This is a genomic window from Gordonia ajococcus (assembly GCF_012974285.1).
GTDB classification, from domain to species: domain Bacteria; phylum Actinomycetota; class Actinomycetes; order Mycobacteriales; family Mycobacteriaceae; genus Gordonia; species Gordonia amicalis.
This window is the reverse complement of the sequence record NZ_CP052884.1, coordinates 3,984,698-3,996,781: the sequence shown is the minus strand read 5'-3', so window position 1 is coordinate 3,996,781 and position 12,084 is coordinate 3,984,698. Positions and strand designations below refer to the sequence as shown.

The following is a 12,084-nucleotide window of genomic DNA, read 5'->3' as shown; positions in this document are numbered from 1 at the left end:
CCAGAAATGAGACCCTGGTGACAGAGTCTCGAGCAGAACGACCGAACCCAAAAGTGAAAGGACAAGACCATGACCAACCCATTCGACGACGAGAACGGTCGCTTCTACGTGCTCGTCAACGACGAGAACCAGCATTCGCTGTGGCCGACCTTCGCGGACATCCCAGCCGGATGGACCAAGGTGTTTGGCGAGGACAGTCGCGCTGCGTGCCTCGAGTACGTCGAGCAGAACTGGACGGACCTCCGGCCGAAGAGCCTCATCGAGGCCATGGAAGCGGACAAGGGCGCCGGTTCCTAAACCGCTTTGTCCGGTATCGATCTACCGGAATGTCGGGACGATCGCGCGTGAATAACAAGTTAACCAACGATTCGCAGTGCACTACCGTAACTAGAACCCCACCAGTAACATGAAGTTGCATTTTCCTCGCAGATTTGCTTGTGGAATGTGCCACAGATGCTGAAGTAGGAGTCCTCAAATTCTTTGAGGTAGGGCACACTGTGTGGAAGGGCCGCAACGTACCAACGTCTGGGGAGGCGAGGACGCCGCGGTCACGCCGAAGTGGCGGGGGGAAAGGTAGTTTGACCATGGACGATCTGCTGCACGACATTCAGAATCGTGGTGCGATCACGCCGCATCTCACTGCGGTGCGGTTGGGCGACAAGGCGCTCTCGTACGGGGAGCTCGCTGACAGTATCGAGGACTACGACACGGTGCTTGCCGACCAGGGCATGTCTCACACCGCTGCGTTTTACGCGGCGCTGATGCACTGCGTGCCCGCGCTTGCCGACATCGAGCCCGCCGAGGCCCGGCTGCAGGTGATCGGTGAGGTTCAGGCATGGCTCGGGCGTGAGCGCGGGGAGGTCGCCAGCGTGCGCCCCCGCCTTCGCGCTGTCAGCTAGGCCCACAGCACGCAACGTCTCGACGACGAGACCCGCCCGGTGACACCGGGCGGGTCTCGTCGTCTGGGACTACGTTCGTTTTGCGACGATTCGCGGGAATCTGTATTTGCGGGTGCGGGTGCTGCGAACTGGCGGTGTCGGTTCAAAGACCGAAAATCAGTGCCAGGACCAAAATGATCGGCCCGCCGACGACGACACTTCCGGCGCCACAGACGATTCCGGTGACCGCGCGACCGGTGCCTCTACGTGTCGCGGGTGCACGGCTGACCTGTCTGATCCCCACGATGCCGGCGACGATCGCGACCATTCCGAGAATTGCCCCGAGTCCGAGGACGAGGGTCATCGGAACCGCGATCAAACCGGTTGTCAGCGCCAGCGATGCGGCGGGCGCTACCGTACGGCGTACCGTCGGCGACGAATACGGCAACGGTCGGAAAGCGGGAGCCGGCCGGAAATCGATGATCGACACCGGCCGGCGAGTCGACGGTCGGGCGGGTCCGCTCGAGGTGATGCCGAGAACGGGGTTCTGGTCGGCGGAGATCTGCAGGTCCCAGAAGTCGCCCACTGGCGGGAGTGCGGCGTGGTCCGCCGGTGCCGGGCGCACACGCGGCTCTACGCGTGTGACGGGCCGCGGCGAGGGCCCAGGTGTCTGATGTTCGGCAGGAGGCGCGGCCTCTGCTGCGGAGTCTGACGCCGCGGGAAGTGAGTTGTCGTCGAGATCGTTGACCGCGGGCCATCGGTCATGACGTTCGGTGATCGCCGGTGGGAACGGCTGGGTGGGAATGTCGACGCGCACGGCACCTCCTCGCTCGACGGCTCGCTGGACGGGCCGTACCGGGGCGAGTCTACCGGCGAGGAGGAAGTGCCTGCCGGTGTCAGCGTCCGGTGGCCATTCCGGCGAGCTGGGTGACGGCGTCGGCGCTGAGCTTCCAGCCGCCGTCGGCGTCGACATAGGTGAGCTTGATGTCGACCGGGGCCGGGGCATGCGGGCTGGCGACCGAGACCATGGCGACGGCCTGCTTGTCGCCGTCCTTCGAGACGTCCTTCACGGTGTAGACCTCAGGGGTGTAGCCGGCGACCGACGAACCCTTCGCGAAGGCGATGACCGCAGCCTTGGTGGCGGGCTCCGAGGTGTCGACGACGGTGTCGATCTCGTCGGCAGGTGTCGCCGGGTCGACGGCCTTGCGCAGAATGTCCTGGGCCCTCGAGTCGCTGAGGCCGGTCACCTCGTCGATCGCGTCACCGGCGGCGGTGGAGACCTCGGACGCGGCGGACTCAACTGCAGTCGACACCTTGCTGGTGGCCTCGTCCACGTCCTCAGATGAGCAGGCGGTGGCAACGAACAGCGCGGACCCGGCCATGGCGATGGCGGCGACGGACTTCCGGATCTTCATTGATTCCCCTTCATGCGACGCCTCCGCGGATCGGCACCGCGGAGTAGTGAGCCAACACTAACCCAGCGCTGAGACGGAATTAATCGGACCGCGGTCCGGTTATGCTGGGCGAGGCTGCCAGAGCAGCAGGATCGGCACGCAACGGGAGGCGCGACATGCAGTTCGGAATCTTCAGCGTCAGCGACATCACGACGGACCCCACCACGGGCAGGACCCCCTCCGAGAACGAACGGATCAAGGCGATCGTCGAGATCGCCAAGAAAGCCGAGGACATCGGCCTCGACGTGTTCGCCATCGGGGAGCACCACAACGAGCCGTTCTTCTCGTCCTCGCCGACGACGACCCTCGCCTACATCGCCGCGCAGACACAGCGTCTGCAGCTCAGTACGGCGACCACACTCATCACCACCAACGACCCGGTGAAGATCGCCGAGGACTTCGCCATGTTGCAGCACCTCGCCGACGGGCGCGTCGACCTGATGCTCGGGCGCGGGAACACCGGACCGGTGTACCCGTGGTTCGGTCAGGACATCCGCCAGGGCATCCCGCTCGCGATCGAGAACTACCACCTGCTCCACCGTCTGTGGACCGAGGACGTGGTCGACTGGGAGGGCCGGTTCCGTACCCCGCTCACGTCGTTCACCTCGATCCCGCGCCCGCTAGACGGCGTCGCGCCGTTCGTGTGGCACGGATCGATCCGCAGTCCGGAGATCGCCGAGCAGGCCGCGTATTACGGCGACGGCTTCTTCGCCAACAACATCTTCTGGCCAAAGGAACACTTCCAGCGGCTCATCGCCTTCTACCGCGAGCGGTATGAGCACCACGGACATGGCAAGGCCCATCAGGCCATCGTCGGCCTGGGCGGGCAGTTCTTCATCAGACCGCGCTCGCAGGACGCAGTGCGCGAGTTCCGGCCGTACTTCGACAACGCACCCGTCTACGGTCACGGCCCGTCGCTCAAGGAATTCACGTCGCAGACCCCGCTGACGGTGGGCAGCCCCGCCGAATTCGTCGACAAGACGCTGTCGTTCCGCGAGAGCTTCGGGGACTACCAGCGACAGCTGTTCCTCGTCGACCATGCGGGCCTGCCATTGAAGGTTGTCCTCGAGCAGCTCGACCTGCTCGGCGAGGTCCTGCCCGAGCTGCGCGAGGGGTTCGCTCAGGGTAGGCTCGCCGACGTTCCCGACGCGCCGACACACGCGTCGCTGGTGGCCGCGCGCTCACGAGTATGAGACTCGCCGCTCCCTATAGGCAGCTGGGTATGCCGAGTCTACCCGGACATTGTGCCTGGTCCGGAATCCTCCGCCTCGCCTAAGCCTCTCGAACTTGGTAAGGTTCGCTAAGGAGGGGAGGTCCGAAAAGCGGGATTTGCGACTGGAGACCAGGATGCCGAAGCTGAGTGTGATCATTCCCGTCCTCGACGAAGAAGATGCCATCGGACCCTGTCTGGAGGCCATAGCTGCTCAGACCTATCCGGTGGACGAGTGTGTCGTCGTTGACAACAACTGCACGGACCGCACGATCGAGATCGCGCGAACCTTCGAAAATCGCCTACCCCTCAGGATCGTGGCGGAGAAGCGGGCTGGAGTTGCCTGGGCTCGTGAGCGAGGTTTCGAAGTTGCCATCGGTGACCTGTTGGGGCGCATCGACGCCGACACCCGTCTAGAACCCAACTGGGCGCAAACCGTCGTGGATTTCTTCGAACAGCGACCGGATGTCGCGGCGGCGTCGGGCGCTACGTATCCGTATGACGTCCCATTTGCCGGCTGGTTTGAGCGCAGAGTCAGGCGCATGGCGGATGCGGATCGCGGACGCGAAAACTTATACGGCGCGAACATGGTCGTCCGCCGGGAAGATTGGGATTCGACCCGTGCCTTGCAGCTCCTCGAGACCGACTTGCTCGAGGACGTCGATCTCTGTCTGGCGTTCAAGAAGAAAGGCAAGGTCATGTGGTGGCTACCCTCGCTGGTTGCCTCGCAGTCCTATCGTCGGGTGAAATCTTCGCCGATGGCCAGCCTTCGATACGCTCTGGCGGCGCCGCGCACATACCTGCGTCACCGCGAGTACAAGACTGCTGCTGTGATCACCGGTCTCATGCCGATCTCTCTGATAGTCGGGTGGTCGTTCTGGATCGTGCTGCTGCCTTACGACATCAAGACCCAGACCTGGCACTGGCGCAATGTATTCGCCGGCCAGGGACGGGTTCTGCCGATGGACTGATCGGCCGAGCCGCGCCCGTCAGGCGCGGCCCGGCGTGTTCGTCCGCGGCCGCAGCCGCGAGTGCGGCAAGGCGGGGGCGGGCAGGTGCTGGATGTCTCCGTCGTATCCCTGTACCTGCCCGAACCGTTCGCTGTGGGCCATCCACTCTTCGCGGAATCCGACGATCTCCTCATGCGTGCGACCGATGAAGTTCCACCACATCACGATGTCCTCGCCGAACGGGGTGCCGCCGAGAAGGATCACGCGGGCCTCGTCGTCGGCGACGTTGGTCAGCGTCAGTCGCGACGCGCCCACTCCGACGTAACCGAGTTCGGTGCGCTGGAGGGGTGCGGCCCCGGTGTCGGCGACCTCGATCGTCCCGGCGTCGACGAGGATGCCGTGTTCGAAGGCGGGATCGACGTCGAGGTCGAGGGTGGCGCCGGGCGCGAAGTCGAGCTGGGCGCCGAGCAGCGGCGTGAACGTGTGCACCGGTGACCGGGTGCCGAGCAGCTCGCCGAGGAACACCTTGGCAGTGACCCCGTCCAGCACGGTGTCGTCCGGGCGGTGATGGGCGAAATCCCTTGGGGTGTCGACGGCATCGGCGGGAAGCGCGGTCCACAGCTGCACCCCGTGCAGGATCGTGGTCTCCGGCGTCGACACCTCGGTGTGGGCGATGCCGTGTCCCGCGGTCATCAGGTTGATCTCGCCCGGGCGGACCATCGCGTGATTGCCCATCGTGTCGCGATGCTCGACCTCGCCGGTGAACAGCCAGCTGACCGTCTGCAGGCCGGTGTGTGGATGCGGCGGTACATCCATGCCGCCGGTACTCGCCACGTCGTCGGGTCCGTAGTGGTCGACGAAGCACCACGCGCCGATGAGTGACCGCGACCGTTGGGGGAGGGTCCGGTGAACGGTCATCGCGCGCGGACCGCCGAGGGGTACGTCGCGTGCGGTGAGCACCTCGAGGCGAAGGCGTCCGGACCCGGTCGCACTTTCGGCGTCGGTCCGGCATTCGACCTCGGCCGGCTGGGCTTCCAGATTGCTCATGGTGACCATTCTCCCCGGCGTCGGGGATCGCGGTGCCCGGAAAGACTTCAGACGACGGTCGGGTCCTCGAATCGCATGGTGATCTTCTCCACCGAGCTGGTCATCAGCGCATGCCGGCCGAGTCGGAGTGAGCGGAGTTCGGTGGCGATCGGATGGTCGCCGAGCGTGAGGCTCGCCCCGCCGAGGCGCGTGCGGGTCCCGCTCACCGATGTCAGCCGCCAGGGGGTGAGTCGGGTGACGCCGTCGAGCTGGGAGTAGGCGTGCAGGACGGTGTCGGCGGTCGTGTCCGGGACCTTGATCCCCGGTTTGATCCGCAGATCCGCGATCAGCGCGCCGTCGGCCTCGAGCCGGCCGTGCCGGACCGATGAGGTGTGGTCGACGTCGAACTCGGCCAGGGTCTTGGGGAAGCCCCAGATCCCGCGCCCGGCCGCGAGGGTGAAGTCGCCGTCGACCGGGAGTCGGTGCACGAGGGCGCGTGCGTCGCCCTTGGCGAGCGAGCGGAGCGCCCGAAGAGGCGAGGTCGGGGGCTGCGAGGGGTCGTCGACGAGGAAACAGACACCGAACTCGTTGTACGGCCCGAGGTCGCCGTCGACGTAGTCGACGAAGACCAGCATGCACATCGCTCGTCCCGGTCGGATGCGCAGCGGACGCAGGGTGCCTGGGCGTGCGGACTCGCTGTCGATCGCTCGCTGGACCGCGGCCGCGTCGGCGGTGAAGCCCGCGACGAAACACTGCGCATGCCGGATCTCGACGGGCATGGTCACCGTGGTGCCGAGGATGTCGTGGGACGAGGGTGCGGTCACCGGTACTCCTTCTACTGCTCTGACGTGGGGGCTGCTGGAACGGATCGATGCAAGACTAGAACGTGTTCTAGTCTTGCACGGCCAGGGTGCGGGGGCGTCGTGGAAGGCGGATGTCCCCCATCCTGTGGACAGGGAAGGCGACGAGGCGAGACGGATTGTCGCAGGTCCGGGCCGGAAAGCGGCCGGTGTCCGACATGTCGTATACGGTTCGCCTCGTGTGCGGACGCGCCACACTGTGTAATTGCTGAGAGACGCGTGAATGCCGCACGGTGAGCCGACGAAAGGGGGCGTCGTCGATGCCCGAGGGTAACGTCGCATCGCCGCACCGAAGGGGTGCCGCGCCGAGTCGGATGTCGACGGCGAGGTGCGCACGGTGACGGCGAACGATGTGGTGGCGGAGGGTCGTGTCATCCGCGTGGGGATGATCGACGATCACCGCTCGCCGATCTGGGGGATCGAGCGGGTGTTGGACCCGGTCGACGACATCTCGCTGGCATGCTCGGCGTCCACGGTCGCGGGCGTGCTCGCGGGGATGCCACTCGACGTCGTGCTGCTCGATCTGCGCCTCGACGACGGCACCACGCCCAGAGAGAACGTCAACACGCTCTCCGCGGCCGGTGTCGCCACGGTCGTGTACACATCCGGTGAGCATCCGGCGCTCCTGCGTTCGGCAGCCCGGGCGGGCGCGCTCGGAGTGGTACTGAAGTCGGCCGAGGAGTCCGTCATCATCGACGCGATCCGCGCGGCCGCCAAGGGGCGGGCGGTTCTGACCACCGAGTGGGCCGCGGCCATCGACGGTGACCCCGAACTGGCCGCGGTCGATCTGTCGCCGCAGCTGCAGAAGGTGCTGGCGCTGTACGCGTCGGGGGAGACCTCTTCTCGGGTGGGAGCGGCCCTCGGGGTGTCCGCGGAGACGGTGAACGAGTACCTCAAACGAATTCGTCAGAAGTATGCAGACGCCGGCAGGCCGACCCGGACGAAGGTCGACCTGTTCAAGCGTGCGGTGGAGGACGGCTGGCTCCCGGTGCCCCAACGGCACCGGAGTCGTGGCGCTTCGGATCGTCGACAATAGGTCGATCCGGATCGGGCCCAGGGACTGTCCGGTTCGGAATCAGTAGGCAGACAAGGGGAATAGTGGGGAATCAGTGGGCGATCGGCGCCGGAACAGTAGGAGTCCCCATTTCTGGGTCTACCGGGCGACCGACAGCAGCACTACTTTCAGATCATTGGGAATGACGCGTGGAGCGTGCGGCGTCGGGGGACGTGGGCGATGCGCCAGAAATTAGGGGATGGACCAGTGACGGCCACTTCAGAGTTCTACCGAACCGCACAGTCCCGGGGGGCCGTGGACCAGCGCCGCGTCGGCTCGCCGGAGTCGATGCTCCACAACGGGATCACCCGGCTTTCGGATTACCGCCCGGCCGTCGACCGTGCACCGGCGGCGCTGCCGCGGCCGAGCCTGTCCGACCGCGAGGTCGAGGTTCTGCTCGGCTGGCTCGCTGCCGAGTCGAAGGAAGAGGCGGCCGCCCGGCTCTTCATCTCGGCGTCGACCGTGAGCACCCACCTCGCACGAATCCGTGCCAAGTACACCGCGGTCGGCCGTCCGGCCCCGACGAAGACGCACCTCTTCGCCCGCGCCCTGCAAGACGGATACACCAGCCTCGATCGCTGGTGACCGACCCGTCACACGCGCGGCCTGCGGTGATCCCGGAACGGGGCTCAGCGCAGGTCGCGCGCCAGTTTCGGCCAGGTCGCGTACAGGTCGTCCTGCCAGTAACCCCACGAGTGGGTACCGGTGGGACGAAGATTCACCTGGACCGGCAGCCCGAGTGCGCGCATCCGCTGCACCATCTGACGGGTACAGATGTCGATGGCGACCTCGATGCCGCCACCCACGACGGCCTGGTTGACCAGGTCGAAGGCGCTGCCGTCGATACTCGGATCCCCGAGCCGCTCGTGCGAACCGGGCAGGCCGGTCCCGCTGGTCATGTACACCTTGGTCCCCCGCAGCTTCTCGGCGTTGAGGTACGGGTCGTTCGCACGCCACCCCGGTCCGCTCAGCGGGCCCCACATGTTGACCATGTTCGCCCCGCCACGATCCTCGACGACCATCCGGATGTACTGCTGTCCGGCCGGATCACTTGTCCGGGCGCAGCCGCTGAACGCGGCGACGGATCGATAGAGCCCCGGGGCGGCGATGGCCAGATTGAGCACCGAGGTCCCCGCCATCGAGATACCTGCGATGGCGTTCGCGCCGGTGGTCGGGAACTCCTCGTCGATGATCGGCGGGAGTTCCTCGGTCAGGAACGTCTGCCACTTGTTGCGGCCGAGTACCGGATCGTCACGCTGCCAGTCCGTGTAATACGAGAAGGCGCCGCCGATCGGCGTCACCACGTAGGCGTTCTTGTCGGCGAAGTACTTCTTGTATGTTGTCCGGGCGTCCCAGGTCGCCGAGTCCTCGCCGCCGCCGGCCCCGTTGAGCAGGTACAGAACCGGAGCCGGTCGAGACCGGTCGCGTGGCGTGAGGACGGTCACCGCGACCGACCGGTCCATCGCCGCCGAGTGCACCAACAGCGTCGTCTGCTGGGGGTCGTCGACGTAGCGGTCGATGACCCGCGATCCGGGTTCCGCGCCGGCGGGTGATGCGGATACGCAGCCGAGCGCGGCGAGTAGCGCCGTCACCGTCAACAGAACCGTCCGGAACCGTCCGCCGTTCACGCCCACCGCGCCCCACCTGTCTTCTCTGATTCATCCCACCTCTGCCGACGCAGGACGCGCCGGCCGGCGAAATGGCCCCGCCGTCAGTGTAGGCATCGTTCGCAGGCGTACTCGGCGATACGGCCTCGGCTCAGAGACGGACCTGGGCCAGGATCGGCGTGGTCGGCTGCGGGGAACCGCCCGCGGGCTCGATGGTCACCGCCAGCACCTGGGCGTCGCCGAGCCCGTCGACGACGACCGGTTCGGTGTCGCCACCGGGGATCAGACCGGCCGGGACCGGTTTCTCCGCTCCGCCGACCAGCCAGAGCTGAAAAGTGCTGTCCGGTGAGATCGGACGGCCCGGATCCCGGATGAGGGTCACCGCGCGGCCGGCGGTCTCGGAGGTGATGACGGTGATCGTGCCGCGGTCGTCCGCCAGGGGTTCGGCGGTGATGGTCGCATCACCGGCCGCGAGAACGGTGAGGACCTCCTGCTGCGTCTCGCCGACCGAGGTCGCGGCGGGCGAGGGTTCCGGTGCCGTGGTGCGGCCGATCAGGACGCCGGCGCCGAGAGCGACGACGACGGTCACCGCGGCGGCGGCGAGCACGGCCGTCGTCCGCTGTGGACCCTGTCGGCGTCCGCCGATGGGCACGGGCTCAGGAATCGGAGGCGGTGTCGGCGCATCGAATCCGGCGGCCCCGTCGAAGACGTGGGTCAGTACCCGACCCCGAAGGCCGGAAGGCGTCTCGAGTGCGTACGTGCTCGAGAATCCGGCCATCGCGGTGTGGATCTCGACGATCCGGTCCTCATAGGCCGATCGTGCGTCCGGCGGGAGCGCGGCGAGTTCCCGTTCCGCGCGGAGGGTCTCCTCCGGAGTCAGAGCGGAAACGGCATACAGCTCGATGTGATCGTCGAGCCAGGCAGACATGCGGTCATCGGGATCCGTGTCAGTGGTTGTCATGGTCAGTTCAGACATCCTCCTGCGTCCCCAAGCACTGTTTCAGGCGGCGTAGGCCGTCCCTGATGCGTGACTTGATGGTGGGCAAGGGGGTCTCGGTCTGCTCTGCCACCTCCGGATAGGTCAGACCGCCGAAGTAGGACATCTCGATGGAGCTTCGTTGCAGTTCCGTGAGCTCGCCGAGGCACGTCCGTAGCGTACGCGCCTCGTCGGCGTGGACAACCACCTCGAGCGGAATGTTGCGTGGAGTTTCCACCGAGGCAGCGCCGTAGTCGGACATCCGTTCCTGCTGGAGTTGCTCGGTGCGCACGCGATCGACGGCGCGACGATGGGCGATGGTCATCATCCAGGTGAGGACCGACCCCCGGGCGGCGTGGTACTGGCCCGCCTTCTGCCAGTACTGCAGGTAGGCCTCCTGCACGATCTCCTCCGCGTATTCGCGGTCGCGGAGGGTGAGTCCCCTGGTGTGGTGGGGTTTCGGGGCTGGGGTGAGGCCGTCACGTTGCGTGTCGGTGCCCCTGTTGAGGCGGGCCATCGCGTAGTGGTCAGTGAGTTACCTACCCAGTGACTCAACAGAAGGACACACGACGCGATGACCCACGATCATTCTGCCTTGCTCGCCCAGCTCGATGCACTTACGGCCGCTGATTCCGGCGCGGTGTTCGCCGAGTTGATCCGAGCGGGCCTACAAGCCCTGATCGAGGCCGAGGCCAGCGAGAAAATCGGTGCCGGCCGCTATGAGCGTTCCGCGGAACGCTCGACTCACCGTAACGGCCACCGCACCAAGACCGTGTCAACGACCTCGGGTGATGTCGAGGTCAAGATCCCCAAGCTACGATCCGGGTCGTTCTTCCCGAGCCTGCTCGAACGACGCAGACGCATCGACAAAGCACTGCACGCAGTGGTGATGGAGGCCTACGTCCACGGCGTGTCCACGCGCTCGGTCGATGACCTCGTCAACGCCCTCGGCGTGTCCTCGGGCATCTCCAAGTCCGAAGTCTCCCGCATCTGCGCCGGCCTCGACCAGGAAGTGGCCGCGTTCCGCGAGCGCTCGCTGACCCACACCGAGTTCCCGTACGTGTTCGCCGATGCCACTTTCTGCAAGGTTCGCGTCGGTGCCCACGTGGTGTCGCAAGCGTTGGTCGTGGCGACGGGAGTGTCGATCGACGGCACCCGTGAAGTGTTGGGTACCGCAGTCGGCGACTCGGAGTCCTTCGAGTTCTGGCGTGAATTCCTCGCCTCCCTCAAAGCGCGGGGTCTGTCTGGGGTGCATCTGGTCATCTCCGATGCCCACGCCGGATTGAAAGCCGCTGTGGCCCAACAGTTCACCGGCTCATCGTGGCAGCGATGCCGGGTTCACTTCATGCGGAACCTGCACGGTGCGGTGTCAGCAAAACAGGCACCCGTGGTGACCGCGGCGGTCAAGACCATCTTCGCTCACACCGAGCCCGCCGAGGTCGCCGCGCAGTGGGACCAGGTCGCCGACACCCTGGAATCGTCGTTCCCGAAGGTGGCGGCGATGATGGCCGATGCCAAACCCGACGTGCTCGCGTTCACCGCGTTCCCACACGCGCACTGGCAGAAGATCTGGTCCAACAATCCCATCGAACGGCTCAACAAGGAGATCAAACGCCGTGCCGATGTCGTCGAGATCTTCCCCAACCCCGCCGCGTTCCTGCGGTTGGCGACCGCGGTCGTGATCGAGGCCCACGACGAGTGGCAAGTCACCCGCCGCTACCTCTCCGACATCAGCATGGCCGAACTTCGCAAAGTCATCGCCGCCAAACATCAAGCCACCGAAACAGTCGACGAAACACGCCAAATCGCCTAACATTCACCACGACTCGTTGATCACAACGCGTGGCTCACGCCGGTCCGAAGTCCACCACCCCAAGGGGCGCTATCGTCGCGGACGACGCGGAACGCGAGCCCGTAGATGCGCGAACTCGTCAGGTCGTACAGACGCGTGAACGCGGCACGGTCCCCGGTGGAAGCCGATTCGAGAAGATCGCGCAACAAACGAGATTCGTGTCCACGTCCGTGGTCCGCATCGGGGGTCGCGCTGCCGTCGTCCGATGTCACCTCTT

At 66.1% G+C, this 12,084-nt stretch carries 14 protein-coding genes and 1 pseudogene; 7 read left to right on the top strand and 8 right to left on the bottom strand.

Translation table 11 applies throughout. The features are described from left to right. Window positions 1-69: 69 nt before the first annotated feature. Together GAA2_RS18235 and GAA2_RS18230 are read left to right on the top strand one after the other, a co-directional pair. The gene (locus GAA2_RS18235; protein WP_075863961.1) at window positions 70-297 is read left to right on the top strand and encodes an MbtH family protein; all 228 of its coding nucleotides are present in this window, start codon (window positions 70-72) and stop codon (window positions 295-297) included. A gap of 287 nt (window positions 298-584) precedes the next feature. Continuing rightward, window positions 585-899: a hypothetical protein gene (locus GAA2_RS18230; protein WP_075863960.1), complete on the top strand. Its 315-nt coding sequence runs from the start codon at window positions 585-587 to the stop codon at window positions 897-899. Between the two features lie 142 nt (window positions 900-1,041). Here the strand turns inward: GAA2_RS18230 and GAA2_RS18225 are convergent, their stop codons facing one another. Further along, a complete protein-coding gene (locus GAA2_RS18225; RefSeq protein WP_075863958.1) occupies window positions 1,042-1,695 on the bottom strand; it encodes a DUF4190 domain-containing protein in 654 nt (217 codons plus the stop codon). 79 nt (window positions 1,696-1,774) lie between these two features. Then, the gene (locus GAA2_RS18220; RefSeq protein WP_075863957.1) at window positions 1,775-2,293 is read right to left on the bottom strand and encodes a DUF4878 domain-containing protein; all 519 of its coding nucleotides are present in this window, start codon (window positions 2,291-2,293) and stop codon (window positions 1,775-1,777) included. A 155-nt stretch (window positions 2,294-2,448) separates the two neighbouring features. Here GAA2_RS18220 and GAA2_RS18215 point away from each other — a divergent pair, with 155 nt between their 5' ends. Further along, window positions 2,449-3,525, top strand: a complete 1,077-nt coding sequence (locus GAA2_RS18215; RefSeq protein WP_075863956.1) for an LLM class flavin-dependent oxidoreductase — start codon at window positions 2,449-2,451, stop codon at window positions 3,523-3,525. A 154-nt stretch (window positions 3,526-3,679) separates the two neighbouring features. After that, window positions 3,680-4,513 carry a glycosyltransferase gene (locus tag GAA2_RS18210; RefSeq protein WP_191834499.1) on the top strand — a complete coding sequence of 278 codons (834 nt, stop codon included), beginning with the start codon at window positions 3,680-3,682 and terminating at the stop codon, window positions 4,511-4,513. 18 nt (window positions 4,514-4,531) lie between these two features. Here the strand turns inward: GAA2_RS18210 and GAA2_RS18205 are convergent, their stop codons facing one another. Both GAA2_RS18205 and GAA2_RS18200 read right to left on the bottom strand, forming a co-directional pair. Further along, window positions 4,532-5,539 carry a pirin family protein gene (locus tag GAA2_RS18205; RefSeq protein ID WP_035755168.1) on the bottom strand — a complete coding sequence of 336 codons (1,008 nt, stop codon included), beginning with the start codon at window positions 5,537-5,539 and terminating at the stop codon, window positions 4,532-4,534. Window positions 5,540-5,586: 47 nt separating this feature from the next. Then, window positions 5,587-6,342, bottom strand: a complete 756-nt coding sequence (locus GAA2_RS18200; RefSeq protein ID WP_035754969.1) for an acetoacetate decarboxylase family protein — start codon at window positions 6,340-6,342, stop codon at window positions 5,587-5,589. A 421-nt stretch (window positions 6,343-6,763) separates the two neighbouring features. Between GAA2_RS18200 and GAA2_RS18195 the strand changes: the two genes are divergently transcribed. Then, complete coding sequence (locus tag GAA2_RS18195) at window positions 6,764-7,414, top strand: helix-turn-helix transcriptional regulator (protein WP_035755171.1); 651 nt, start codon at window positions 6,764-6,766, stop codon at window positions 7,412-7,414. Between the two features lie 225 nt (window positions 7,415-7,639). Continuing rightward, a complete protein-coding gene (locus GAA2_RS18190) occupies window positions 7,640-8,017 on the top strand; it encodes a LuxR C-terminal-related transcriptional regulator (protein ID WP_035754971.1) in 378 nt (125 codons plus the stop codon). Between the two features lie 44 nt (window positions 8,018-8,061). On the opposite strand, the gene GAA2_RS18185 is transcribed toward GAA2_RS18190, so the two are convergent. From GAA2_RS18185 to GAA2_RS18175, 3 genes are all read right to left on the bottom strand, one after another. Beyond that, on the bottom strand, window positions 8,062-9,066 hold the full coding sequence (locus tag GAA2_RS18185) for an alpha/beta hydrolase (RefSeq protein WP_035754972.1): 1,005 nt from the start codon (window positions 9,064-9,066) through the stop codon (window positions 8,062-8,064). Window positions 9,067-9,190: 124 nt separating this feature from the next. Beyond that, the gene (locus tag GAA2_RS18180; protein WP_035754977.1) at window positions 9,191-10,015 is read right to left on the bottom strand and encodes an anti-sigma factor; all 825 of its coding nucleotides are present in this window, start codon (window positions 10,013-10,015) and stop codon (window positions 9,191-9,193) included. Next, window positions 10,008-10,532 carry a sigma-70 family RNA polymerase sigma factor gene (locus GAA2_RS18175; protein WP_262410983.1) on the bottom strand — a complete coding sequence of 175 codons (525 nt, stop codon included), beginning with the start codon at window positions 10,530-10,532 and terminating at the stop codon, window positions 10,008-10,010. Before GAA2_RS18175 ends, GAA2_RS18180 begins: the two co-directional genes overlap by 8 nt. Window positions 10,533-10,589: 57 nt before the next feature. Here GAA2_RS18175 and GAA2_RS18170 point away from each other — a divergent pair, with 57 nt between their 5' ends. Next, complete coding sequence (locus GAA2_RS18170; protein WP_159405424.1) at window positions 10,590-11,828, top strand: IS256 family transposase; 1,239 nt, start codon at window positions 10,590-10,592, stop codon at window positions 11,826-11,828. A 74-nt stretch (window positions 11,829-11,902) separates the two neighbouring features. Here GAA2_RS18170 and GAA2_RS23255 read toward each other — a convergent pair. Beyond that, window positions 11,903-12,079 (bottom strand): annotated as a pseudogene (locus tag GAA2_RS23255) (RNA polymerase subunit sigma); the annotation flags it as partial. Between the last annotated feature and the right edge of the window lie 5 nt (window positions 12,080-12,084).

Bases quoted from the DNA above. Each gene is read 5' to 3' on its own strand.
- GAA2_RS18215 (WP_075863956.1), top strand. From the start codon at position 2,449: ATGCAGTTCGGAATCTTCAGCGTCAGCGACATCACGACGGACCCCACC.
- GAA2_RS18170 (WP_159405424.1), top strand. From the start codon at position 10,590: ATGACCCACGATCATTCTGCCTTGCTCGCCCAGCTCGATGCACTTACG.
- GAA2_RS18180 (WP_035754977.1), bottom strand. From the start codon at position 10,015: ATGTCTGAACTGACCATGACAACCACTGACACGGATCCCGATGACCGC.
- GAA2_RS18220 (WP_075863957.1), bottom strand. From the start codon at position 2,293: ATGAAGATCCGGAAGTCCGTCGCCGCCATCGCCATGGCCGGGTCCGCG.
- GAA2_RS18195 (WP_035755171.1), top strand. From the start codon at position 6,764: ATGATCGACGATCACCGCTCGCCGATCTGGGGGATCGAGCGGGTGTTG.
- GAA2_RS18210 (WP_191834499.1), top strand. From the start codon at position 3,680: ATGCCGAAGCTGAGTGTGATCATTCCCGTCCTCGACGAAGAAGATGCC.
- GAA2_RS18235 (WP_075863961.1), top strand. From the start codon at position 70: ATGACCAACCCATTCGACGACGAGAACGGTCGCTTCTACGTGCTCGTC.
- GAA2_RS18230 (WP_075863960.1), top strand. From the start codon at position 585: ATGGACGATCTGCTGCACGACATTCAGAATCGTGGTGCGATCACGCCG.
- GAA2_RS18205 (WP_035755168.1), bottom strand. From the start codon at position 5,539: ATGAGCAATCTGGAAGCCCAGCCGGCCGAGGTCGAATGCCGGACCGAC.
- GAA2_RS18175 (WP_262410983.1), bottom strand. From the start codon at position 10,532: ATGGCCCGCCTCAACAGGGGCACCGACACGCAACGTGACGGCCTCACC.